This is a genomic window from Mesorhizobium sp. M7A.T.Ca.US.000.02.2.1 (assembly GCF_003996995.1).
Taxonomy (GTDB): Bacteria; Pseudomonadota; Alphaproteobacteria; order Rhizobiales; family Rhizobiaceae; genus Mesorhizobium.
The window spans coordinates 1-23,878 of the sequence record NZ_RZTT01000009.1 but is presented as its reverse complement, the minus strand read 5'-3'; the positions used below and the strand labels follow the sequence as shown (position 1 = coordinate 23,878).

At 62.3% G+C, this 23,878-nt stretch carries 23 protein-coding genes and 1 riboswitch; of the genes, 15 read left to right on the top strand and 8 right to left on the bottom strand.

All coding sequences use genetic code 11. The features are described 5' to 3' along the window. Positions 1 to 240: 240 nt before the first annotated feature. The 3 genes from EOD15_RS02025 (at position 241) to EOD15_RS02015 (ending at position 2,471) form a co-directional block, all read left to right on the top strand. On the top strand, positions 241 to 972 hold the full coding sequence (locus EOD15_RS02025; RefSeq protein ID WP_127267150.1) for a LuxR family transcriptional regulator: 732 nt from the start codon (positions 241 to 243) through the stop codon (positions 970 to 972). Positions 973 to 1,068: 96 nt separating this feature from the next. After that, on the top strand, positions 1,069 to 1,707 hold the full coding sequence (locus tag EOD15_RS02020; RefSeq protein ID WP_013533650.1) for an acyl-homoserine-lactone synthase: 639 nt from the start codon (positions 1,069 to 1,071) through the stop codon (positions 1,705 to 1,707). 14 nt (positions 1,708 to 1,721) lie between these two features. Beyond that, complete coding sequence (locus EOD15_RS02015; RefSeq protein ID WP_013533649.1) at positions 1,722 to 2,471, top strand: enoyl-CoA hydratase-related protein; 750 nt, start codon at positions 1,722 to 1,724, stop codon at positions 2,469 to 2,471. Between the two features lie 53 nt (positions 2,472 to 2,524). On the opposite strand, the gene ppk2 is transcribed toward EOD15_RS02015, so the two are convergent. Further along, positions 2,525 to 3,433, bottom strand: coding sequence for a polyphosphate kinase 2 (gene ppk2 / locus EOD15_RS02010; protein WP_127319340.1), 909 nt, complete (start codon positions 3,431 to 3,433; stop codon positions 2,525 to 2,527). A 223-nt stretch (positions 3,434 to 3,656) separates the two neighbouring features. Between ppk2 and EOD15_RS02005 the strand changes: the two genes are divergently transcribed. The 3 genes from EOD15_RS02005 to EOD15_RS01995 all read left to right on the top strand — a co-directional run bounded on the left by EOD15_RS02005 (position 3,657) and on the right by EOD15_RS01995 (position 6,861). After that, positions 3,657 to 4,922 (top strand): ATP-binding protein, encoded by a 1,266-nt coding sequence (locus tag EOD15_RS02005; protein ID WP_127319338.1) that lies wholly within the window; start codon positions 3,657 to 3,659, stop codon positions 4,920 to 4,922. Between the two features lie 113 nt (positions 4,923 to 5,035). Then, complete coding sequence (gene phoU / locus EOD15_RS02000) at positions 5,036 to 5,761, top strand: phosphate signaling complex protein PhoU (RefSeq protein ID WP_127319336.1); 726 nt, start codon at positions 5,036 to 5,038, stop codon at positions 5,759 to 5,761. Positions 5,762 to 5,850: 89 nt separating this feature from the next. Next, positions 5,851 to 6,861, top strand: coding sequence for a magnesium and cobalt transport protein CorA (locus tag EOD15_RS01995; protein WP_127319334.1), 1,011 nt, complete (start codon positions 5,851 to 5,853; stop codon positions 6,859 to 6,861). Between the two features lie 138 nt (positions 6,862 to 6,999). On the opposite strand, the gene EOD15_RS01990 is transcribed toward EOD15_RS01995, so the two are convergent. Further along, positions 7,000 to 7,518 (bottom strand): GcrA family cell cycle regulator, encoded by a 519-nt coding sequence (locus EOD15_RS01990; RefSeq protein ID WP_127267146.1) that lies wholly within the window; start codon positions 7,516 to 7,518, stop codon positions 7,000 to 7,002. A 357-nt stretch (positions 7,519 to 7,875) separates the two neighbouring features. Here EOD15_RS01990 and EOD15_RS01985 point away from each other — a divergent pair, with 357 nt between their 5' ends. The 3 genes from EOD15_RS01985 (at position 7,876) to EOD15_RS01975 (ending at position 11,146) form a co-directional block, all read left to right on the top strand. Further along, a complete protein-coding gene (locus EOD15_RS01985) occupies positions 7,876 to 9,075 on the top strand; it encodes an aspartate aminotransferase family protein (RefSeq protein ID WP_127319332.1) in 1,200 nt (399 codons plus the stop codon). 17 nt (positions 9,076 to 9,092) lie between these two features. Continuing rightward, positions 9,093 to 10,004 carry an ornithine carbamoyltransferase gene (gene argF, locus EOD15_RS01980; RefSeq protein WP_127267144.1) on the top strand — a complete coding sequence of 304 codons (912 nt, stop codon included), beginning with the start codon at positions 9,093 to 9,095 and terminating at the stop codon, positions 10,002 to 10,004. 110 nt (positions 10,005 to 10,114) lie between these two features. Continuing rightward, complete coding sequence (locus tag EOD15_RS01975) at positions 10,115 to 11,146, top strand: Hsp33 family molecular chaperone (protein WP_127319330.1); 1,032 nt, start codon at positions 10,115 to 10,117, stop codon at positions 11,144 to 11,146. 47 nt (positions 11,147 to 11,193) lie between these two features. Here the strand turns inward: EOD15_RS01975 and apaG are convergent, their stop codons facing one another. Beyond that, positions 11,194 to 11,586, bottom strand: a complete 393-nt coding sequence (gene apaG, locus EOD15_RS01970; protein WP_127319328.1) for a Co2+/Mg2+ efflux protein ApaG — start codon at positions 11,584 to 11,586, stop codon at positions 11,194 to 11,196. Positions 11,587 to 11,819: 233 nt separating this feature from the next. Here apaG and EOD15_RS01965 point away from each other — a divergent pair, with 233 nt between their 5' ends. The 3 genes from EOD15_RS01965 to EOD15_RS01955 all read left to right on the top strand — a co-directional run bounded on the left by EOD15_RS01965 (position 11,820) and on the right by EOD15_RS01955 (position 13,657). Then, positions 11,820 to 12,971 (top strand): ceramide glucosyltransferase, encoded by a 1,152-nt coding sequence (locus tag EOD15_RS01965; RefSeq protein ID WP_127319326.1) that lies wholly within the window; start codon positions 11,820 to 11,822, stop codon positions 12,969 to 12,971. A 106-nt stretch (positions 12,972 to 13,077) separates the two neighbouring features. After that, positions 13,078 to 13,347: a BrnT family toxin gene (locus EOD15_RS01960; protein WP_127272042.1), complete on the top strand. Its 270-nt coding sequence runs from the start codon at positions 13,078 to 13,080 to the stop codon at positions 13,345 to 13,347. A gap of 82 nt (positions 13,348 to 13,429) precedes the next feature. Continuing rightward, on the top strand, positions 13,430 to 13,657 hold the full coding sequence (locus tag EOD15_RS01955; RefSeq protein WP_127272043.1) for a BrnA antitoxin family protein: 228 nt from the start codon (positions 13,430 to 13,432) through the stop codon (positions 13,655 to 13,657). A gap of 23 nt (positions 13,658 to 13,680) precedes the next feature. Here the strand turns inward: EOD15_RS01955 and EOD15_RS01950 are convergent, their stop codons facing one another. Then, positions 13,681 to 14,868 (bottom strand): O-succinylhomoserine sulfhydrylase, encoded by a 1,188-nt coding sequence (locus EOD15_RS01950; RefSeq protein WP_127384517.1) that lies wholly within the window; start codon positions 14,866 to 14,868, stop codon positions 13,681 to 13,683. A gap of 57 nt (positions 14,869 to 14,925) precedes the next feature. Then, a riboswitch (SAM riboswitch) is annotated at positions 14,926 to 15,003 on the bottom strand. A gap of 138 nt (positions 15,004 to 15,141) precedes the next feature. Here EOD15_RS01950 and EOD15_RS01945 point away from each other — a divergent pair. Continuing rightward, a complete protein-coding gene (locus EOD15_RS01945; protein WP_127319679.1) occupies positions 15,142 to 16,236 on the top strand; it encodes a 2'-deoxycytidine 5'-triphosphate deaminase in 1,095 nt (364 codons plus the stop codon). A gap of 97 nt (positions 16,237 to 16,333) precedes the next feature. Continuing rightward, positions 16,334 to 17,104, top strand: coding sequence for an ABC transporter substrate-binding protein (locus EOD15_RS01940; protein ID WP_127319681.1), 771 nt, complete (start codon positions 16,334 to 16,336; stop codon positions 17,102 to 17,104). A 176-nt stretch (positions 17,105 to 17,280) separates the two neighbouring features. On the opposite strand, the gene araD1 is transcribed toward EOD15_RS01940, so the two are convergent. The 4 genes from araD1 to chvE all read right to left on the bottom strand — a co-directional run bounded on the left by araD1 (position 17,281) and on the right by chvE (position 22,587). Beyond that, positions 17,281 to 18,273, bottom strand: coding sequence for an AraD1 family protein (gene araD1 / locus EOD15_RS01935; RefSeq protein WP_127319683.1), 993 nt, complete (start codon positions 18,271 to 18,273; stop codon positions 17,281 to 17,283). A gap of 306 nt (positions 18,274 to 18,579) precedes the next feature. Continuing rightward, positions 18,580 to 19,866, bottom strand: coding sequence for a multiple monosaccharide ABC transporter permease (gene mmsB / locus EOD15_RS01930; RefSeq protein ID WP_027038593.1), 1,287 nt, complete (start codon positions 19,864 to 19,866; stop codon positions 18,580 to 18,582). Further along, the gene (mmsA, locus tag EOD15_RS01925) at positions 19,863 to 21,395 is read right to left on the bottom strand and encodes a multiple monosaccharide ABC transporter ATP-binding protein (protein WP_127319685.1); all 1,533 of its coding nucleotides are present in this window, start codon (positions 21,393 to 21,395) and stop codon (positions 19,863 to 19,865) included. The genes mmsB and mmsA overlap by 4 nt, the downstream gene beginning before the upstream one ends. A 121-nt stretch (positions 21,396 to 21,516) precedes the next feature. After that, positions 21,517 to 22,587, bottom strand: coding sequence for a multiple monosaccharide ABC transporter substrate-binding protein (chvE, locus tag EOD15_RS01920; RefSeq protein WP_127319687.1), 1,071 nt, complete (start codon positions 22,585 to 22,587; stop codon positions 21,517 to 21,519). 312 nt (positions 22,588 to 22,899) lie between these two features. Between chvE and EOD15_RS01915 the strand changes: the two genes are divergently transcribed. After that, positions 22,900 to 23,878 (top strand): LysR family transcriptional regulator (locus EOD15_RS01915; RefSeq protein WP_148129484.1); only part of this gene is annotated, 979 nt, incomplete at its 3' end.

The following is a 23,878-nucleotide window of genomic DNA, read 5'->3' as shown; positions in this document are numbered from 1 at the left end:
TCCGCCACAGTCGTGCTCGCACCGGTTTTGGTACGAAAATGGTACAGGCACAATGGTTTTTGATTTCAACCCGCCGATTTCAGGATATGATTTAGCCGGTTTGCAAATCAGCTTCGGCCGCCTCGGTGAGGGAAGCCACAAAATAAGTATGCGATTTGCAATCCGTGGTCGGTGGCGAAGTGTAAATCAGGCACGCATCATTGGCCGAAATGCACGAGGCAACATGGGGTTGATGTTGCGATGGGTCAGTTCGATCGCACGCTGGAATACATAGACCAACTGCAGCACGCCGCAACGGCGGCGGCGGTCTGTGAAAGGCTGCTGGGCATAACATCGGATTTCGGCCTCACCGCGCTGATGGCGGGAACCGTACCGCAGCCAGGCACGCCGGCCGGCCAGCAAAAGCAGCATGTGCTTCTCTGCGATTGGCCGGGCGAATGGCTGGAGCGCTATGTCGCGCGCAACTATGTCGACCATGACCCGGTCGTCAGCCATATGAAACAATTGCAGGCGCCCTTCCAGTGGCACGAGGCGTCGCAGGGCATCCGCATAGACAAGAGCAGCGGCGAGGTGATGGGCGATGCCGGCGCTTTCAAATTGCGTGATGGGTTGGCCTTTCCGTTGATCACGCTTGACGGCCAGATCGTCATGGTGTCGCTCGGCGGCGAGGCTGTGGAATTGTCCGCCGCCGAATTTGGCCAGGTGTCGCTGGTCTCGACCTACGCGGTTGGCCGCGCCATGCAACTCCACACCATGGCGAGCAACACCATCGATCATATCGTGCTGACGCCGCGCGAGCGCGAATGCCTGCAATGGGCCGCCGTCGGCAAGTCCGAATGGGAGATTTCGCAAATCCTCGGCATTTCCGAACACACCTCGGAGAAACATCTTCTTAACGCCAAAAGCAAACTAGGTGCCGTCAACAGGGTGCAGGCCGTCGCGGAAGCGATACGGCGCGGCTACATTAGTTAGGTCGGCCGTGCCGACCTGGAATTTTTGCCTACGCGATCACGCAATTTTCTCATCAAAGCACGGCCGTATCTTCCTCTGAACGCAGGAGACGGCGGAATGCTTTTTTCCCTTACAACCCAGGAATTGATGGAACGTCCCGACCTTTGGGAGGCCGTCCATCGTTTGCGCTACAAGATATTCGTCGAAGAGATGGGGTGGGATGACCTCAGGCGGCCCGACGGGCTCGAACTTGACCAGTTCGACCACGACGAGGCGGTCCATCAGATCGTCATCAGAGGCGGTGAAGTGGCGGGTTATCAGAGGATGTTGCCGACGACGCGGCCACATCTGCTGACCGAGGTCTTGACCGATCTTTCCGAAGGAACGCCGCCATCGGGTCCAAACATCTGGGAATTGACCCGCTACGCGGTGGCTCCCGGTTTTCGTGATGGCCGTCGTGGCGTTTCGACCGTCGGCACCGAACTGATTGCCGGTTTCGTCGAGTGGGGGCTGAAGCGCGGCGTCGACAAGGTGATCATCGAGTTCGAGCCGATGTGGGTGCTGCGCGCCTTGCAGCTGCATTTCCTGGCGACCCCGCTGGGCTATCAGCGCACCTATGGCAACCAGCAGGTCGTCGCCACCTTGCTGACCTTCAACGAACACACACTCGATGTGGTGCGGTCGCGCCGCAATCATTTTGCTCCCGTGTTGGCCAGGGGATATCCCGACATGCTCGGGCAAAGGCGTGCGTCATGAGATCGGAGACAGCCATGAGCACACACCCGCAACCTGAACTTCGCAACCACACGCTGGTCGTCACCGTGTCGTCGAGCGACGGCCGGCCGGTGCTGGACAGGAGAGCCTATGAAAGCCTGGCAAGGACCTTCCATGAAGCCGCCGACAATGAGGAGGTTCGCGTCGTCGTGCTGCGCGGCCTGGCAGGCTGTTTCTGTCTTGGCGGCGACTTCTCCGAATTCCTCGACGCCACCAAGCACCAGAAACTGATCGCCGCCGTCACCGACCTGTTCCGCACGCTGGCGACGTTTCCAAAGCCCATCCTGGCATGCGTCGATGGCGATGCCGTCGGTGTCGGCTGCACCATCCTGTTCCACTGCGACATGGTGATCGCGTCCGATGAGAGCACGTTCAGGGTGCCGTTCGTCGATTTCGGCCTGGTGCCGGATGCGGCGACCAGCATCCTGGCGCCGCAGAAGCTCGGCTACGCCGGTGCCTTCCGCTTCTTCTGCCTCGGCGACACGCTTCGCGCCGAGGACGCCAGGGCGCTCGGCCTTGTCGCGGAGATCGTGCCGGGAGGCACCGTCGAGGAGGCGGCCCTCGGCCGAGCAAGACAACTCGTCAAGAAGCCGGTCGCCGCGTTGCTGCAGACGCGCGGCCTGCTGAAAGGGAACACCGAGGCCCTCTGCGACCGCATCGATCAGGAGATTTCGCTTTTCCAGCAGGCGCTGCAGGACGACACCACGCTGCGGCGATTGCAACGCATCGCCCGGCTCGCGGCCTGATCGAAAGCCTCAAGGAACGCGCCGCGCGGCCAAGGCCGCGCGGCGCGGAAGCGTCAATCCTGCTTGCCGAGGAATGACGGCCCTTCGCCGATGATCTTCTTGTCTTCCTTGCCGATGATTTCGAGATCGCGCCCCTCATAGGGCAGAGACGACAGGATGCGCCGCATGATCGCCAGCCGCGCGCGCCGCTTGTCATTGGCCCGTACGATGATCCACGGCGCGAATTCCTTGTTGGTGCGCTCGAACATTGTGTCGCGCACCTTGGTGTAGTCGTCCCACTTGGTGATGCCTGCAACGTCGATGGGCGAAAACTTCCAGCTCTTCAGCGGGCTGTAGCGACGGTCATGGAAGCGCTCGAGCTGCGTTTCCCGGCCGATGTTCAGCCAGAATTTGAAGAAGTGGATGCCCTCGTTGGAGATCATCCGCTCGAAATGCGGCGTCTCCTCGAGAAACTGCTCGTGCTGCTGCGGGGTGCAGAAACCCATCACCGGCTCGACACCGGCGCGGTTGTACCAGGAGCGGTCGAAGGTGACGAATTCGCCTGAAGTCGGGAAGTGGTCGACATAGCGCTGGTAGTACCATTGCCCAAGCTCGGTCGGGGTCGGCTTGGTCAGCGCCACGTTGCGTGCCGTGCGCGGATTGAGGTACTGGCGCACCACGAAGATCGTGCCGCCCTTGCCTGCAGCATCGCGACCCTCGAACAGCGCCATCACCCGTTTGCCGGTCGACTGCAGCCAGGCCTGTGCCTTGACCAACTCGATCTGCAGCTTCTCGAGCATCTCGTCATACTCGTCGCTTTTCATCTTCTTGTCGTAGGGATAGCCGCCGGCGGTCAGCTTGTTGTCCTCGACCCAGTCGGGAAGCACGGGATTTTCGATGTCGAACTCCCTCTCCTTGCCGCCGATCCTGATCTTCAGCGGCCCCGAAGTTGGCGCGGCGGGACTTTCCTTGGCTTTTTTCATCGAGACGAACCCTTTCCAGCTTCCGGACTCATGCTATGGGGAGCCACTACAGCGCCGCGCGTCCGTTTGGATGCGCAAAGGACGCTGTAGCACTTTTAATTTGCGCATGATCCTTTCCGAAAATCGATTCCCGATTTTCGGGGTCATGCGGCAAGCGGTCTAGTGGAAGTTTTCCGCCACCGTGCGACCGGGTGCGAAGACATGGGGGCAGGTCCACGTGCGAATGGCTGACCTGGACACAGAGCAGAGAGGCATCACGCAAACCATGGCCGCACGGCTGTGGCATAGCCGCTGGCAGCTTGCGGCCGGCGTCACCGCGGTCGTCGCCGTCTATGCCTTGGCCGGGATTTCTGCCTATGTCGTCCTCGCGGCGCTGCTGTTGCTGCTTGCAGCGGCAATACTGCCGGCCACCGGCGCGCGCCAATCCACCGGCAGCGGCGTTGCCATCGAGGCCATCGGCCTGCAGCGGCTCTCTGGTGAATATCTGGCCGCCGCCGTCGCCGATCCGCTGATCATCTTCGACCGGACCGCCACCATCGTCCATGCCAACGCCGCCGCCTTCGCCGCCTTCGGTGGCATCGCGCCAGGCATGTCGCTGTCGCTGAAATTCCGGGCGCCGGAGATGCAGACCCTGCTGGACGGCGTACTGTCGGGCGATATCGCCTCCGATGTCGTCGACTACATGGAGAAACTGCCGGTCGAACGGGCCTACCGGGTGAGTGTGTCCTCGGTCGGTCACGCCACCGATCTCTATGTGCTGGTGTTCAAGGACCAGAGCGAAGCACGCCGGATCGACCGCATGCGCGCCGATTTCATTGCCAATGCCAGCCATGAACTGCGCACGCCGCTCGCCTCAATCGCCGGCTTTATCGAAACGCTGCGCGGGCCAGCCCGCAACGACGCGGCGGCGCGCGACCAGTTTCTGCAGATCATGCAGAGCCAGACCGGTCGCATGGCGCGTCTGATCGACGATTTGTTGTCGCTGTCGCGGCTCGAGATGAAACCCTATCTGAAGCCGGGAACCGAGGTGGATCTGCGGCAGACAGTCGACAGCGTCATCGACTCGCTCGGACCGCTGGCCAGCGAAAACGCCGTTGCCATCGAGCGGCACTACGCCGATGGGCCGCTTCATGTGCCTGGCGATCGCGATGAGCTTTTCCAGGTTTTCGAGAACCTCCTGGAAAACGCCTGCAAATACGGGCAGTCGGGTGGGCGCGTGGTTGTATCCATAGCCCATAGCGATGCCGGATCAGAGCCGGGCATCGACGTGACGATCAGGGACTTTGGCCCTGGCATTCCCGAGGAGCACATTCCGCGCATTACCGAGCGCTTCTACCGCGTCGACGTCGAGACCAGCCGGACCCAGAAGGGTACCGGCCTCGGCCTGTCGATCGTCAAGCATATACTGACGCGCCACAACGCCCGGCTTTCGATCAAGTCCGAAGTCGGCAACGGCGCGGCATTCTCGGTTCATTTGCCGACTCACTGATATCGCACTAATTCAAAGGGACTGTTTCTTTTTTCTGTCATCCGGCTAGCGTATCAGCGGGGATTCGAGGAAACGACTCAAAATCAAAACACCCCGTGGGAAGGCATTTTGCCATGCAGTCCGTGCACATCGTCAGCGCTTATGACGAGGAGTTGAAATATCTGTCGAAGCGCATCGCCGCGATGGGAGGCCATGCCGAGCGCATGGTCGAGCAGGCGGTCACCGCTCTCGTCAATGCCGACCCAGGCCTTGCCCAGAAGGTCATCCGCGACGATACCGTACTGGACGAGGGCCAGCGCGAAATCGACGACAAGGCCATCATCATCATTGCCAAGCGTCAGCCGATGGCGGCGGATTTGCGCGAGATCGTCGGGACCATTCGCATCTCCGCCGACCTCGAGCGGGTTGGCGATCTCGCCAAGAACGTTGCCAAGCGGGTGGTCGCCGTCACCGATGGACGCCAGCCGACCAGCCTGTTCCGCGGCCTCGAGGCTCTGTCCACCCTGGCGTTGACCCAGCTCAAGGAAGTGCTCGACGTCTACGCGTCTCGCGCGGTGGAGAAAATCGGCTTCGTGCGCGATCGTGACGACCAGATCGACGCCATGTACACATCGCTGTTTCGCGAATTGCTGACCTACATGATGGAAGATCCGCGCAACATCACGCCCTGCACGCATCTGTTGTTTTGTGCCAAGAACATCGAGCGTATCGGTGATCACGCCACCAACATCGCCGAGACCATCTATTACATCGTCACCGGCGATCAGTTGCCGGCTGAGCGGCCCAAGGGTGACAAGACCGACAAAATCAGTCTTTCCGAGACGCAGCCGGTGAAGTGAACGCGCCTCTCGAACCGTCACCCGATTTACGCTAAGCTTTCCGAGCTTTGCCTCTATCCTCGCCCGTGGATTTGCTCCGGGAGGTCGTGATGGAAAATGCTCGGGACCTGACCCCGGCGCCTGGGCCGATATCGGGCATTATCGCTTGCGGCGTCTACACGGCGGGGCGCCGCATCGCCGACATTCCCATCGAGGAAGCCGGCGAATGGGCAAAGAAATCCGGTCATGTCGTGTGGATCGGCCTTTTGGAGCCCGACCGTAACCTGTTGCTGCGCGTCCAGGCGCAGTTCCACCTGCATGAGTTGGCGATCGAGGATGCCGAGCACCCGCACCAGCGGCCGAAGATCGAGCAATATGGCGACGCCTTGTTCATCGTCGCTCGCACGGCGCAGTTGATCGACGGTCGGGTCACCTTCGGCGAGACCCATTTGTTCGTCGGCTCAGGCTACATCGTCAGCGTCAGGCACGGTCCTTCGACGTCCTATGCCGCCGTTCGTCAGCACTGGGAAAGCTGCCCGCACTCGCTGGCCAAGGGCGAGGATTTCGTCCTCTATGCCATTCTCGATTTCATCGTCGACAATTACATGCCGGTGCTCGAGCAGATCGAGGACGAAGTCGAGGCGATCGAGGACAAGGTTCTGCTGAAGCCGATGACCGCTCCCGACATCGAACGGCTCTATATGCTGCGCCGCGATCTCCTGCGCCTGCGCAATGCCGCGCTTCCGCTGGTCGAAGTCTGCCGACGGCTGACCAGCGCCGAGCTGCCGCAGATACATACCGCCATGCACCCGCTGTTCCGCGACGTGACCGACCACATCCGCACCGTCCAGGAGAAGATCGACAGCCTGCGCGAAGTGCTGGCGTTCGCTTTCGAGGCCAGCCTCCTGGTCGGCCAGAGTCAGGAAACGGCGAACACCAAGAAACTCGCCTCCTGGGCCGCGATCCTGGCGGTGCCCACGGCGCTCGCCGGCATCTACGGCATGAACTTCGACAGTATGCCGGAACTGAAGATGGAATACGGCTATCCGGTGGTGCTGGGCGCTATCGCGCTCATCTGCGCGTTCCTCTACTGGCGGTTCAGGAAGAACGGTTGGCTGTGAAAGAGAGCGAATAGCGAATAGGGAGTAGCGAATAGCGAACACAAAAACGGCTTGCTTCCTGTGACGGAAGGCAAGCCGTTTCTATTCGCTATTCGCTATTCGCTATTCGCTATTCGCTATTCGCTATTCGCTATTCGCTCAGCGACTCCGCCGCCGCTCCGATGCCGGCTGGAACGCCACGCGGGCGTGATATTTGCAGTAGGGTCCGGTTTCGGCGGCTTCGTTGCCGCAGAAATGGAAGTCCTCTGAAAGCGGGTCACCGTTCGGCCATTTGCAGGTTCGCTCGGTCAGCTCGACCAGTTGCAGATGCCGCGAGATCGGCAGCACGACATTCTCAACCGGGCGGATGTAATGGCGTGCCACGGGTTCGGCGTCGAACTGCGTCTGCAAGGCGGTCGCGCCGATCGATGTCGTGACATGGCGTGCCGTGGTTGCAGCGCGTGATACCGATTTCTGGACGGTCGATCCTTGCGCTGCCTTCTTCTGGCGTGCCGGTGTGGCGGTCGAGCGTCCGCGGCCCGACAGTTTCAGCCGATGCACCTTCCCGATGACCGCGTTGCGGCTGACCCCTCCAAGCTGCGCAGCAATCTGGCTTGCGCTCAGACCCTCCGACCACAGTTTTCTCAAGAGTTCTACCCGCTCGTCAGTCCAGTTCATGAGACCGCGCTCCTCTAAGCGTGCGGCAATCGGAATCCTTCTCCCGACCCGGCAACATTTGCCGGGGCAGACACCACATATATCTGGTGATTAGGTCCGCCGCACGAAATCTAGTTATTTCTCGACTACAACTACTCTATGCGCTGACTCGGTGACAAGAGTCCCAAGTGCAACACGAATCGGTTTTTTCGGTTTTCCCCAACTTGCCCGGTCGCTTATGAGCCGGCGTCCCGTCGGGGGGCTTGCCGCGCGCCACTACGCGACGTTTTCGTTGACTTCATGGCCGAAAAACAGGATAAGCCGCACAGGCCGCCGCTTTGGCGGCTTTTTGATTTTCCGGTACCGGAGACGCATATAATGAGCGGTTCGGCGCTTTACGAGACCTTTGCTCGCGCACCCCTGGCCTTCGACCACGGGGAAGGCACATGGCTGATTACCGACAAGGGCGAGCGATATCTCGATTTCGCCGGCGGCATCGCCGTCAATTCGCTGGGCCACAGCCATCCGCATCTGGTCGCCGCACTCACCGAGCAGGCCGCCAAGCTCTGGCATGTTTCCAACCTCTATGAGATTCCGGGGCAGAGCCGGCTTGGCGAGCGGCTGGCCGACGCCACCTTCGCCGACAAGGTGTTCTTCACCAATTCCGGCGCCGAGGCGCTGGAATGCGCGATCAAGACGGCGCGGCGCTACCATTTCGTCAAAGGAAATCCCGAGCGCTTCCGCGTCATCACCTTCGAAGGCGCCTTCCATGGCCGCACGCTGGCGACCATCGCGGCTGGCGGCCAGTACAAATATCTCGAAGGCTTCGGCCCTAAGGTCGAAGGTTTCGATCAGGTCGGCTTCGACGATATCGACGCCGCCGAAAAGGCGATCACGCCGGAGACGGCCGCGATCCTGATCGAGCCGGTGCAGGGCGAGGGCGGTATCCGCCCGGTGCCGACGCAGTCGCTGAAGCGGCTCAGGCAATTGTGCGAACAGCACGGCCTGCTGTTGATCTACGACGAGGTCCAGTGCGGCATCGGCCGCACCGGCAAGCTGTTCGCGCATGAATGGTCAGGTGTCACGCCAGACATCATGGCGATCGCCAAGGGTATTGGCGGCGGCTTCCCGATGGGCGCCTGCCTTGCCACGGATGAAGCGGCCGTCGGCATGACCGCTGGCGTGCACGGCACCACTTTCGGCGGCAACCCGCTTGCCATGGCGGTCGGCAACGCCGTGCTCGATGTCGTGCTGGAAGACGGTTTCCTCGAAGATGTCCAGCGCAAGGCGCTGCTGATGAAGCAGGGGCTGGCGTCGGTCGCCGACGAATTTCCCGAAATCATCGAGGACATCAGGGGCGCCGGGCTGATGCTCGGCCTCAAATGCGCCATGCCCAACACCAAGGTGAACATGGCCTTGCGCGACCAGAACCTGCTGGCGGTTCCGGCCGGCGACAACGTCATTCGCCTGTTGCCGCCGCTCACCGTCACCGACGCCGAGATCCATGAGGCGCTCAACCGCATCCGCGCCGGCGCCAAGGGCCTGGCGGAGGCGATCGCTTCCGCCGCGGCGAAGTAATCCCGGAACCATTGCTGATGTCAGTTCGCCATTTCACCGATCTTTCCACCGTTTCCGAAGGCGATCTGCGCTTGATGCTGGACGATGCGGTGGTGCGAAAGGCGCGCCTCAAGGCCGGCGAGCGCACCAAACCGCTTGAAGGCAAGGTGCTGGCAATGATCTTCGACAAGCCGTCGACGCGCACGCGCGTCTCCTTCGACGTCGGCATGCGGCAGCTCGGCGGCGAGACCATCATGCTGACCGGCACCGAGATGCAGCTCGGCCGCTCCGAGACCATTGCCGACACGGCCAAGGTGCTGTCGCGCTATGTCGATGCGATCATGATCCGCACCACCTCGCATGAGCGCCTGCTGGAATTGACCGAGAACGCCACCGTGCCGGTGATCAACGGATTGACCGACGACACCCATCCCTGCCAGCTGATGGCCGATATCATGACCTTCGAGGAACATCGCGGTCCGGTCGCCGGCAAGACCATCGCCTGGACCGGCGACGGCAACAATGTGCTGCATTCCTTGCTTGAGGCCTCGGCCCGGTTCCGCTTCAACCTCAACGTCGCCGTGCCCGAGGGCAGCGAACCGGCGCAGAAGCATATCGACTGGTCGCGGGCACATGGCGGCAAGCTGCACTTCACCCGCTCGCCCGAGGAAGCCGTCGATCAGGCCGACTGCATCGTCACGGATTGTTGGGTTTCGATGGGTCAGGAGCATCGCGCCCGCGGCCACAACGTGTTCTCGCCCTATCAGGTCAACGCCAAGCTGATGGCCAAGGCCAAGCCGGACGCGCTGTTCATGCATTGCCTGCCGGCGCATCGTGGCGAGGAAGTGACGGACGAGGTCATCGACGGGCCGCATTCGGTGGTCTTCGACGAGGCCGAGAACCGGCTCCATGCCCAGAAGGCCGTGCTTGCCTGGTGTCTCGGCGCTTGAAGTGTCTCGGCGCTTGATCCCCGGGAGCTTGATCTGCGGGGGTGTGATGCCTATTTGCGCCGCATCACGCAAATCAAGCGCGTTTCGACGCATGCGCCCCGGAGGGCGGCATGGCCGCGCCCTGGAGCTTTGTCATGTTGGAAACCTATCAAGTGACTGAACATCACCCCAAACTCGGCGAATTTGGCTATGCCGGCGACGATCATGTCGTGCCGTTCGAGGTCGGCCCGCTCGATGTGCGGGGCCGCACCGTCCAACTCGGGCCGATGCTCGATGCCATCCTCAGCCGCCACGATTATCCCGAGCCGGTCGCCCGCCTGCTGGCGGAGGCCTGTGTGCTGACCGTGCTGCTCGGCACCTCGCTGAAGTTCGAGGGCAAGTTCATCCTGCAGACCCGCACCGACGGGCCTGTCGACATGCTGGTCGCGGATTTTTCCACGCCCTCGGCGCTGCGCGCCTATGCGCGTTTTGACGCCGACCGGCTGGAAGCCCTTGTCGCGGCCGGCGAAACTTCCCAGCAGACGCTGCTTGGCAGCGGCGTGCTGGCGCTGACCATCGACCAGGGCGCTCACACGCAGCGCTACCAGGGCATCGTCCAACTCGACGGCGAGACGCTGGAAGATGCGGCACGCACCTATTTTCGCCAGTCGGAACAGATCCCGACCGATCTCAGGCTGTCGGTGGCCAAGCTTTTGACGCCCGGTCCTGGCGGTGCCCGCGAGCAGTGGCGCGCCGGTGGTATCCTGGCGCAGTTCCTGCCGCAGTCGCCCGAGCGCATGCGCGTCCCGGACCTGCCGGGTGGCGATGGCGATCCGCGCGAGGAGATCCACGACCCGGTCGACAATTCCTGGCAGGAGTTGCTGGCGCTGCTCGGCACGATCGAGCCGACCGAACTGATCGACCCGACGATCGGTGCCGAGCGGCTGCTTTACAGGCTGTTCCACGAGCATGGCGTGCGCGTCTTCGGCGGCGTTCCGGTCGCCGACCAGTGCTCGTGCTCCAGGGACAAGATCCGCGGCATCCTCGAGGGTTTTTCCGCGCAGGAGATCAAGGACAGCACCGAGGACGGCGGCATCCACGTCGCCTGCGAATTCTGCTCGAAGCAATATGACTTCGACCCGGCGGAATTCGCGGCTCAGTAGAGAGAAAACCACGCCTCACCGGCCGCGGAGCGGCCGGTGAGGCGAAATCAATTCACCGTCCGCCGCGTCCCCGGCAGGTCCAGCGAAAACGCCGGAATGGCGATGTCGAACGTCTCGCCCTGCTGGTTGCGCATCGTGTAGTGCCCGACCATGATGCCGGATGGTGTCGAGAGCGGGCAACCGGACGTGTATTGGTAGCTGTCGCCGGGATTGAGTTCGGGCTGGTCGCCGACGACGCCGGGGCCGCGCACTTCCTCGACCCGGCCAGTGCCGTCGGTGATATGCCAATAGCGCGACAGAAGCTGCACGAAGTCGTCCGACTGATTGTCGATCGTTATCTGATAGCCCCAGACATAGCGGTTCTCCGAGGGATCCGAACGGTCCTCCAGATAGAATGGCCTGACCTGCACTTCGATGTTGCGCGTGACGGCGCTATACATAAGCGGCTCCAAAAAACGGTTCCAGCGGAACTTTCGGCGCTCTGTGCGGTTAGGTCAACCGACCGAAGCCTCCTCTGGCCGACCTCGCGGGCAGGTGCCGACAAAGAATGTCATTTAAGTGACATATGACAATGATGGTGTGCGCGGACTGGTGATGCGCGACTCGGGCGCTCTGCTGAACTGTTGAAACCGGCCATCTTGCGGACCGGTTTTCCTGGAGTGACCGGATTTCGATGGAACTCACTCTCATAGCCGCCACGCTTTCAACTGTCCTCATCCTCTCGAATCTCGCCAGCATCGTGCTCGCCGCTTCGCGTCTGAAACGGCGCCACACCATTGGGCCGCCGGCCGCCAAGCCGCGGCCGGTGTCGATCGTCGTGCCGTCGCGCGGCGTCGAGCCGTTCACGCAGGAGACGCTGGAACGCGCCTTCTCGCTCGATTGGCCGCGCTACGAGTTGATTTTCTGCGTTGCCCATGCCGACGATCCGGTGGTCAAATTGATAAACAGGACGATCGTCCGGTTTCCGAAAGTGCCAGCCCGGCTGCTTATCGGCGACGACCGCATCAGCGCCAATCCGAAACTCAACAATTGCGTCAAGGGCTGGGAAGCGGCGCGGCACGACTGGGTCGTCCTGGCCGATTCCAACGTGCTGATGCCGAGAGACTACGTCCAGCACCTGATGGCTGCCTGGCGGCCCGGCACCGGCCTTGTCTGCTCGACGCCGATCGGCTCCCGGCCTGCCGGCTTCTGGGCCGAGGTCGAATGCGCTTTCCTCAACACGCTGCAGGCGCGCTGGCAATATGCCGGCGAGGCGCTCGGCCTTGGCTTTGCCCAGGGCAAGAGCATGCTCTGGAACAAGCCGATGCTCGACGCCAATGGCGGCATCCGCGCGCTGGCCGCCGAGATCGCCGAGGACGCCGCCGCGACCAAGCTGGTGAACAGCCTCGGCCTGCGCGTCAATCTCGTCGCCGCCCCCTTCGAGCAGCCGCTTGGCCGGCGCTCGTTTGACGAGATCTGGTCGCGTCAGGCCCGCTGGGCGCGCCTGCGCCGCGTCACTTTCCCGCTGTTCTTCGCACCCGAAATCCTGACCGGCGCCGTGGTGCCGCTGGTGCTTGCGCTGATTGCCGCAGCCAGTGCCGGTTTCAGCCTCTGGGCAACCGCCATTGCCGTACTGGCGGCCTTCTACCTTCCGGAGTGCGCCCTGGCCTGGTCCAAGGGCTGGTACCTGTCGCCACGCATGGTCGCCGCGATCATGGCGCGCGACCTGATCCTGCCGGCGATGTGGGGACGCGGCTGGCTCGGCGGCGCCGTCGACTGGCGCGGCAATGCGATGACCATCGGCACCAAGACGGCCGAGCTGGAAGAGACGCCGTCCGGCGCCTGAAGGCGTCAGCTAGGTTTGACCGCTGGAATAATTATCGTATATACGGAAATGTTGCGTTAGGCTCTATTTTTGTGTATACATAATTTATGGGAACGCACCGGCGGCGATGCAGTTCGAGTGGGATGAAAACAAGGCCAGGATGAACAGGGCCAAGCATGGCGTGGATTTTGCGATCGCACCATCCTTCGACTTCGCCAACGCCGCTATCAGGCTCGACGACAGCGAGGACTTTGGCGAGGACCGCCTCGTTGCCATCGGTCTGATCGGAACTGGCGTCCATGTGATGGTTTATGTCGAGCGACGATACGCCATCCGCGTTATTTCGCTGCGCAAGGCCACAAGGCAGGAAATTACGGACTATGTCGAAAACCTCTAAGACGATCGTACGCCGTGAGGCAGCTGCGCCCCAGCTGTCACGTGCTGACGCTTTGGCGTTGGCCAAAAAGGCGCTTGCCGCGATGACCGACGAAGAAGATGCCAAGATCACCGCTGCGGCCGAAGCCGATCCGGATGCGCAGCCAACCGATGCCGTTTCGCGCCGCAAGGTTGGCCGGCCGCCGCTTGCCCGGCCCAAACGTGCCGTACAGCTACGCCTCGACGCCGACGTTCTCGACCGCTTCAAGGCCGCTGGCGATGGCTGGCAGACCCGCATGAACGAAGTGCTGCGCAAGGCGGTCGGCCTGTAATCCTGTGACGACGCTCGCGCGCGCTACCTGGCCTTCAGCGCCTGCGCGATATCCTCGAGCAGATCGTCGGCATCCTCCAGCCCAACCGACAGCCTGAGCGTGCCCGGCCCGATGCCGAGCTCGGCGCGCGCCTCGTCGCTCAAATTCTTATGCGTCGTCGTCGCCGGATGGGTGATCAGGCTCTTGGCGTCACCGAGATTGTTGGAGATCAAGACGATGTCGAGCGCGTTCTGCAAGGCGAAGGCCGCCTGCTTGCCGCCCTTGACGTCGAGACAGATCAGTGTCGAGCCGCCCGACATCTGCTTCTTGACGATGTCGGCCTGCGGATGGTCGGCGCGGCCGGGATAGATGACGCGGGCGATTTCCGGCCGCTCGGCCAGGAAATCCGCGATCCTGCCGGCGCTTTCCGTCTGCTGGCGCACGCGCAGCGGCAGCGTTTCCAGGCCTTTCAGCAGCGTCCAGGCGTTGAAGGGTGACAGGCTTGGGCCAGTATGGCGGAAATAATCGTGCAGGTTCTCGTCGATCCACTTCTTGTCCGACAGGATGACGCCGCCGAGACAGCGCCCTTGGCCGTCTATGTGCTTGGTCGCCGAATAGACGACGATATGGGCGCCGAGCTGCAAGGGCTTCTGCTGCAAAGGCGTGGCGAAGACATTGTCGACGATCAGCCTTGCGCCGATCGAATTGGCAAGCGAGGCGACAGCGGCGATATCGACCACTTCCAGCGTCGGATTGGTCGGGCTTTCCAGGAAGAACAGCTTGGTGTTCGGCTTGACCGCCTTTTCCCAGTTGGCGATGTCGGTGCCGTCGACCAGCGTCGCCTCGATGCCGTATCTCGGCGCCAGCGTCTCGACCACCCAGCGGCAGGAGCCGAACAGCGCACGTGCCGCCACGATATGGTCGCCGGCCTTGGCGCTGCACAGAAGGGCGGCCGTCACCGCCGCCATGCCGGACGCGGTGGCGCGGGCGTCTTCGGCGCCTTCGAGCGCGCACATGCGCTTCTCGAACATGTCGACGGTGGGGTTGGCGTAGCGCGAATAGATGAAACCCGGCTCCTCGCCCTTGAAACGGGCTTCGGCGGCCTGTGCCGTTTCGTAGACATAGCCCTGGGTCAGGTAAATCGCTTCCGACGTTTCGCCGAAACCGGAACGCAGCGTTCCGCTGTGCACGAGTGCCGTCTGAGGCTTCCAGTTGCGCTTCTTGGTGCTCATCGCTTTTCTTCCAGACACAAAAAAACCGGCCGCGAAAGTCGCAACCGGTCCATACGGCCTTGCGGCCCGACGGTCCTTTAGCGACTTGTTTAACGTGGCTGCAAGCCGACCGGCCAAATCACCACGGGATAACGACCCTTTAGACCCGCGCCACGCTTGCGTCAATTGCCGGCTTCATTAAGAGGTTTGTACCAAGCAGGTTCCGCAAAAGTGTTCCACGGTTTTGCGACCAGAACCTGCGACAAGAAAAACGTCTGACCTAGGAGTGGAGCCTTGCGGCAGACAGGCATTCTTCCCGACCAGGACATATCGGCGCTGTTCCAGTCCGGCGCGCTGAAGTCGGCGCGTGCGCTCGACGCCGACCAGATCCAGCCGGCCAGTCTCGATCTCAGGCTCGGCGACAAGGCCTGGCGGGTGCGGGCCTCCTTCCTGCCCGGCCCCAACCACAAGGTCTCGGAAAAGCTCGACCGGCTGCAGCTGCACGAGATCAATCTTGCCGAGGGCGCGGTGCTGGAGACCGGCTGCGTCTATATCGTGCCCTTGCTCGAAAGCCTGGCATTGCCGGCTGACATTTCGGCCTCGGCCAATCCGAAGAGCTCGACCGGGCGGCTCGACATCTTCACCCGGGTCATGACCGATCGCGGCCACGAGTTCGACAAGATCGCTGCCGGCTATCACGGCCCGCTGTTTCTGGAAGTCAGCCCCCGCACCTTCCCGATCGTCGTGCGCACCGGCTCACGCCTGTCGCAAATCCGCTTCCGCACCGGCAATGCGCTGCTCTCGGAAGCCGAGCTGCACGAGTTGCATCGCGCGCAGACGCTGGTCGCCACCGAGCCGCCGAATATTTCCGGCGGCGGCATCGCGCTGTCGATCGACCTCAACGGCGATCAGAACGGGCTGGTCGGCTATCGCGGCAAGCATCACACCGGCCTCGTCGATGTCGACAAGCGCGCGGCGCAGGAAGTCGTCGACTTCTGGGAGCCGATCCACAAGAGCGGCGCCGGCGAACTGGTGCTCGACCCCGACGAGTTCTACATCCTCGTCAGCCAGGAGGCGGTGCACGTACCGCCGCTCTACGCCGCCGAGATGACGCCCTTCGATCCGCTGGTCGGCGAATTCCGCGTCCACTATGCCGGCTTCTTCGATCCGGGCTTCGGCCACTCCGCGTCTGGCGGCACGGGCAGCCGGGCGGTGCTGGAAGTGCGCAGCCATGAAGTGCCGTTCATTCTCGACCATGGCCAGATCGTCGGCCGGCTGGTCTACGAACACATGCTGAAGCGGCCGCAGGCCCTCTACGGCACCGATCTCGGCTCCAACTACCAGGCGCAGGGCCTGAAGCTGTCCAAGCATTTCCGCGCCGCGCGCTGAGCGCCGCCGTCAGGCAAAATACTTGCCTGCGCTGGCTCGCCATGCTTGGCTGCCTTGCTGGTCGTCAAGATGCCGGCGTTCAAGGGGAACCAAGAAAATGCAGATTTCGAAATGGATCATATCGGCAGCAGGCGCTGCCATGCTGGTGGTGGCGGCCGGCTCGCTTTCGCAGGCGCAGGAGAAAATCAAGATCGGCACGGAGGGCGCCTATCCGCCGTTCAACACCATTACGGCTGACGGCAAGGTCGAAGGCTTCGACATCGACATCGCCAATGCACTATGCGCGCAGATGAAGGTCGAGTGCGAGATCGTCACCCAGGACTGGGACGGCATCATTCCCGCTTTGCAGGCGAAGAAATTCGACGCCATCATCGCCTCGATGAGCATCACCGAGGAGCGCAAGAAGCAGGTCGCCTTCACCAACAAATATTATACGACACCGCTGGCTCTGGTGGCGCCGAAGGACAGCGATCTCACCTCGACCGAACCATCGGCACTGGCCGGCAAGACGGTCGGCGCCCAGGCCTCGACCACGCAGGCCGACTACGCCCAGAATGAGTATGGCAAGGCAGGCGCGGAGGCAAAGCTCTATCCGACCCAGGAAGAGGCGATCACCGATCTGACCAACGGTCGTCTTGACGCTGTGATCTCGGACAAGTTCGTGCTGATGGACTGGCTGAAGAAGGCGAGCGACGGCTGCTGCAAACTGGTTGGCGACGTCAAGGGCACGGAAACGCAAGCCGGTATTGCCGTTCGCTTGGAAGACACAGCACTTCGCGACAAGCTCAACGCGGCCATCGACGCGATCGTCGCCGACGGCACCTACAAGAAGATCCAGGCCAAGTATTTCGACTTCGATATTTATTGAGGTTGAGGCGCCTTTTTCCTTCTCCCCTTGTGGGAGAAGGTGTCGCCGAAGGCGACGGATGAGGGGTGTTCCAGGGAACGCTAACGTCTCACTTCGCTGGAACACCCCTCATCCGTCTCGGCGCTAACGCGCCGATCCACCTTCTCCCACAAGGGGAGAAGGAAAAAGGCGCTACCTCAAAGCGCCTTCACCGCCACCTTCACCGGCTGTTCGATCTCGAGCGGATTGCGCAGCGGCAGGCCGAAGTCCCCGGCCTCGATCTCGAACACATCGCCGGCCTCGGTCCTGATGCCGTCGGCGAAAGAGAGCGTGGCCGTGCCGAACATATGCACATGCACGTCGCCCGGCTGGCGGAAGGCCGCGTATTTGAAATGGTGATGTTCGAGATTGGCAATGGTGTGCGACATGTTCGCTTCGCCGGACAGGAACGGCTTTTCCCACAGCACCTCGCTGTCACGCACGATGCGCGAGGTGCCGCGGATATCGGGCGGCAGGTCGCCGATCAGGATTTCCGGACCGAACGAGGCGTTGCGCAGCTTGGAATGGGCGAGGAACAGATAGTTCACGCGCTCGGTCACGTGGTCGGAAAACTCGTTCGACAGCGTGAAGCCGACGCGGAAAGGTGCGCCGTCGTCGCCGATGACATAGATGCCGGCCACCTCGGGCTCTTCGCCGGCGTCCTTGGCAAAGGCCGGTGACAGGAGTGCGGCGCCTGGCGCCACCGCCATCGTGCCGTTGCCCTTGTAGAACCATTCCGGCTGCACGCCGATCTGGCCATTTGCCGGCTTGCCGCCCTCCAGCCCCATGCGAAACATCTTCATGGAATCGGTGAGCTGCTCCTCGCCGTCGGCGCTCAGCTTCTTGTGCATGGAATCGCGCGTCGCGGCGGAGCCGAGATGCGTCAGCCCGGTGCCGGTCAGGTGCAGATGCGCCGGATCAGGGTGATTGATCGGCGACAGCAGCCGCCCCTTCTTGTAAGCGGCCTCGAGATCGACCGTCTCGCCAAGCCCCTTGCGTTCGATCAGCGCGACGAGGCCGACGCCGGTGCGGGCGGCCTCCATCGCCAGCGAATATACGCTGCGGGCGCCATTGATGATCCGGGTCTTGCCGCCATTGCGGGCGACGACGCGGATGGTCTCGGCGTCGTCGAGGATCTGGGAGATCAGCATGATGAATCCTCTCTCATTTGCCTTGGCAGGACTGCCAAAACGGCAGACCTTACTCAGCGCGGCCGGGACCTCGTCCATGCCACGGTTTAAATTCTCAGTTCGGATTGCGCTCGCGGGCCTGGTCCCTCAGGGACTTCTGTTACCGGCGGGTTGCCGGCAGCGCCGCGATCGTATGCCTCCTGCTTGCCTCGCCTAGAGCAGTTCACCGTTTCACGGAAACGGCGAACCGCTCTAACTCATTGTCTTGGCGCAATTCCAGGCGGAAAACCGTTTCACACTTTTCCTTGGAATTGCTCTTAAGCCCGTTCAAGCCTTGTTCTTGTTGTAGACGTCGAAGATCACGGCGCCGAGCAGCACCAGGCCTTTGACCACCTGCTGCCAGTCGACATTGACGCCCATGATCGACATGCCGTTGTTCATCACGCCCATGATGAAGCCGCCGACCACCGCGCCGATGACCTGACCGACGCCGCCCATCGCCGAGGCGCCGCCGATGAAGACGGCGGCGATGACGTCGAGTTCGCTGCCGAGGCCCGCGGCCGGCACCGCCTGTCCCAGTCGCGCCGCGATGATCAGGCCGCCGAGCGCCGACAGCACGCCCATATTGATGAACACCATCAGCGTCAGCCGCTCGGTGTTGATGCCTGACAGCTGCGCGGCCTTGGAATTGCCGCCCATGGCATAGATACGGCGGCCGATGGTCATGCGCTTGGTGACGAAGACGAACAGCGAGATCAGCACGCCCATGACGAGCAGCACCACCGGCAGGCCCCTGTAGCTGGCGAACTGGTAGACCAGGAACAGCGCCAGCGCGCTGCCGACCAGCGTCTTGACGACGAACAGGGCAAAGGGCTCGGCCTCATAGCCATGGCGTTCGCGCTTGCGGCGCGTCCTCACCCCGAAATAGGCGTAGGCCAGCACAGCGATCAGGCCCAGCACGATCGTCGTCATGTGCAGAGTCAGGCCGCTGCCCATGATGGTCTTGCCGGCCGCGTTCACTGTCGGCGGGATCAGCGTCAGCGGGCCGATGACATCCGGGATGAAGCCGGAGCTGAGCGCCTTGAAGCCATCGGGTAGCGGCCCCACCGAGGATCCGCCGCCCAGCAGGGCCTGGCAGATGCCGCGGAAGATCAGCATGCCGGCCAGCGTGACGATGAAGCTCGGTATTCGGTGATAGGCGATCCAATAGCCTTGCGCGGCGCCGATCGCGCCGCCCACGATCAGGCAGATGATCGAGACCACCAGCGGGTTGCTGAACGGACCGAGCGGCCAGATGACCATCATCATCGCCGCCAGCGCGCCGATGAAGCCCGCCACCGATCCGACACTCAGGTCGATATGGCCGGAGACGATCACCAGCAGCATGCCCAGCGCCATCACGATGATGAACGAGTTCTGCTGTACCAGGTTGCTCAGGTTCACCGGCTTGAACAGCGTTCCGTTCGTGGTGAACTGGAAGAACACCATGATGGCGATCAGCGCCAGGATCAGGCCGTATTCGCGCAGGTTCGTCGTCAGCGCCGAGACGGCGATGCGTGGGCGCTGCTCTTCGGCGACGTTGCCCTGCGGGGCGGGGGCGCTTTCGGTGCTCATGCTGCTTTTCCTTCTCCACGAACGATGGCGCGCATTATTTTTTCCTGGCTTGCTTCCGCGGCGGGCATTTCGCCCACGATGCGCCCTTCGTTCATGACGTAGATGCGGTCGGTGATGCCGAGCAATTCCGGCATTTCCGACGAGATGACGACGATCGCCTTACCCTCAGCCGCGAGACGGGCGATGATCGTATAGATTTCGTACTTGGCGCCGACATCGATGCCGCGCGTCGGCTCGTCGAGGATCAGCACGTCCGGGTCGGCGAACAGCCATTTCGACAACACCACTTTCTGCTGGTTGCCGCCGGAGAGATTGCCGGTCATCTGATAGACGCTGGAAGCGCGGATATTGGTCTTCTTGCGATAGTCGTTGGCAACGGCGAGCTCGCGCATGTCGTCGATCACGCTGTGGCGCGAGACGCCGCCAAGATTGGCCAGCGTGATGTTGTGCTTGATATGGTCGATGAGGTTGAGACCGTAGGTCTTGCGGTCCTCTGTGACGTAGGCGATGCCGTGTTGGACCGCCTTGCTCACCGAGGATACGTCGACCGGTTTGCCCTTGAGCAGCACCTCGCCGGAGATGCGGCGGCCGTAGGAGCGGCCGAACAGGCTCATGGCGAATTCGGTGCGGCCAGCGCCCATCAGCCCGGCAATGCCCACGACTTCGCCCTTGCGCACGTTGATGTCGATGCCCTTGATCACCTGCCGCTCGGCATGGATCGGGTGATAGACCGACCAGTTCTTCACTTCGAACACGACCTCGCCGATGTCAGGCTCGCGCGGCGGATAGCGGTCGTCGAGTGAGCGGCCGACCATCGAAGTGATGATGCGGTCTTCAGAGATGTCCTTCTTGGCCAGCGTCTCGATGGTGCGCCCGTCACGGATCACCGTCACCTTGTCTGCGACCCGGTTCACCTCGTTGAGCTTGTGCGAGATCAGGATCGAGGTCATGCCCTGCCGCTTGAATTCGAGCAGAAGGTCGAGCAGCGCCTGGCTGTCCTTTTCGCTGAGCGACGCCGTCGGCTCGTCCAGGATCAGGAGCTTGACTTCCTTGCTCAACGCCTTGGCGATCTCGACCAGCTGCTGCTTGCCGACGCCGATATTGGTGATCAGCGTCTTGGGGTCCTCCTTGAGGCCCACCTTCTTCAACAGGGCGCTGGTGCGCGCCTCGTTGGAATTCCAGTCGATGATGCCGTATCTGGCGTGCTCGTTGCCGAGGAAGATGTTTTCGGCGATCGACAGCATCGGCACCAGCGCAAGTTCCTGGTGGATGATGACGATGCCCTTGCGCTCGCTGTCATGGATGCCTTTGAACTGGCATTCCCCGCCGTTAAAGATGATCTGGCCGTCATAGGTTCCTGAGGGATAGACGCCCGACAGCACCTTCATCAGCGTCGACTTGCCGGCGCCGTTCTCGCCGACCACGGCATGAATCTCGCCTTCCTCGACGCTGAGGTTGACGTTCGACAGCGCCTTCACGCCTGGGAACGTCTTGGTGATGTCGCGCATCTCCAAAATCGTCGGGGCCATGGGACAACCGCTCCTTGAGAGGTCGGCAAACATTGCCGGCGAGGTCGGCGACAATACCGGGCTCGCTGGTGAACGAAAAGGGGCCCTGCGTTGCGCAGGACCCCTGACTTTGTAATCGGGGTTACTTCAGTTCGTCGGCCTTGATGTAGCCGGAGTCGACGACCAGTGCCTGGTAGTTCGACTTGTCGACCTCATGCGGCGTCAACAGGATCGAGGGGACGACCTTGACATCGTTGTTGTAGGTCTTTTCATCGAGGCCGTCCGGCTTGCCGCCCGAGAGCACCTTGTCGACGAGTTCGACGGTGGCCTTGGCCAGTTCGCGGGTGTCCTTGAACACGGTCGAGTACTGCTCGCCCGAGATGATCAGCTTGACCGAAGCGGTTTCGGCGTCCTGGCCGGTCACAACAGGCCACGGCTGAGCCTCGGTGCCGTAGCCGACGGCGCGCAGCGAGGCGGTGATGCCGCGCGACAGGCCGTCATAGGGCGACAGAACGCCATCGACGCGGCTGCCGTCCGAATAGTTGGCCGACAGCAGATTGTCCATGCGCGCCTGGGCGGTGGCGGCGAGCCAACGCAGCGTGCCGACCTTGTCCATGCCGGTCTGGCCGGACTTGATCTTGATCGAGCCGTCGTCGATCAGTGGCTGCAGGACGGAGATCGCACCGTCGTAGAAGAAGAAGGCGTTGTTGTCGTCGGGCGAGCCGCCGAACAGTTCGACGTTCCACGGCTTGGTGTTCGGGAAGCGCTCCTTGAGGCCCTTGACCAGCGAATTCGCCTGGATCACGCCGACGCCGAAATTGTCGAAGGTGGTGTAGTAGTCGACATTGGCGGTCTTCTTGATCAGGCGGTCATAGGCGACGACGACGACGCCCGCGTCAGCGGCCTTCTGCAGAGCATCCGACAGGGTGGTGCCGTCGATCGAAGCAATGATCAGCGCCTTCGGGCCTTTGGTGATTTCGTTTTCCAGCTGGCTGAGCTGGTTGGGGATGTCGTCCTGCGCGTATTGCAGGTCGACGGTGTAGCCGAGAGCCTCGAGCTGGGACTTGACGGCGTCGCCGTCATTGATCCAGCGCTGCGAGGTCTTGGTCGGCATCAGCACGCCGACAAGACCCTTGTCGGCTGCGTGCGCCGAGTAGGTCATGGCAGCGATGCCAAGGGCCGCGACGGCGGCCAGTGTCTTGATGATTTTCACTTTAACTCTCCCTGTTTGATGGACGCGGCACCCCGGGGGTCGCGGGCCGCGCAATCGTGCAGAAGCGCCAAGGGCACTGCTGCCGTCATATCGATCTCCGGTATCCTCCCATGGCCCCGAGACGCTGATTCAATCGATACGATTTTCTCGTCAGCGACCGTCACGTCTTGGAACGCGCGGAGGGTGTGGGTCTTTGCCATAACTGTCAAATGCGATCTTTGATGGTTGCTATATCATGGTTGGTATATGTATTGGGACGTGACGGGCTGACTCCAAGGTCGGCCTTACACGAGCAGAAGGCAGGGAAAAGCGATGGCGCGGCCCGGGAATCCGACAACAGCTTCAAATGGTTACAGAGAAGCACCGGGCGATGGCGAAACCCTGCTGCGCAGCGGTCTCAGTCTGCGTCACATGCGCATGATCGTCGCGCTAGACGACCACAGCCGGGTCAGCGCGGCAGCCCAGGTTCTGAACATTTCGCAGCCGGCGGCCTCGCGCATGATCGCAGAGATGGAGGCGGTGCTGGAGGTCAAGCTGTGCGAGAGGCTGCCGCGCGGTATCACCTTGACGCCATACGGCAAGGCTTTGGCCAGGCGGGCGCGCTCGATCCTGCTGGAGATGCGCGAGGTGGACCGCGAGATTTCCGAACTCAAGGCGGGCAAGGGTGGTTCGGTTTTCCTGGGTGCCGTGACCGCGCCGGCAATCGAGCTGGCGGTGCCGGCGATTCGTGAAATCCGCCGCATCTATCCGCGCATCGAGATCACCATGCAGGTCGAGACCTCCAATGTGCTGGCACGCGAGCTGATCGCCACGCGCCATGACTTCATCATCGCGCGCATCCCGGACGATCTCAATCCGCGGCTGTTCGAGTCGCGCGTCATCGGCGTCGAGAAGGCCTGCCTGATCGTGCGCCGGGGCCATCCGCTCACCAAGGGCGAGGCGGTGCGGCTGGAAGAGACCGCCGCCTATGACTGGGTCTTCCAGTCCGGCGGCTCACCCTTGCGCCAGGCCATGGAGAGCAACTTCCTCAATCGCAACATCGCTTTGCCGGACCGTATCCTGAACACCAGTTCGCTGCTCCTGACCCTGGTCATGGTCGCGCAATCCGATGCCATCGCACCGGTCTCTGTCCAGGTGGCGAAATTCATCCAGAGCCCTGACGGGCTGGCCGGCGCCATCGACGTCGTCCAGACCGAATTCGACATCGAGGTCAGGCCCTACAGCCTGATCACGGTCAGGAATCGCGCACTGTCGCCGGCCGCCAAGATGCTGCACGACTTCATCCTGAGAG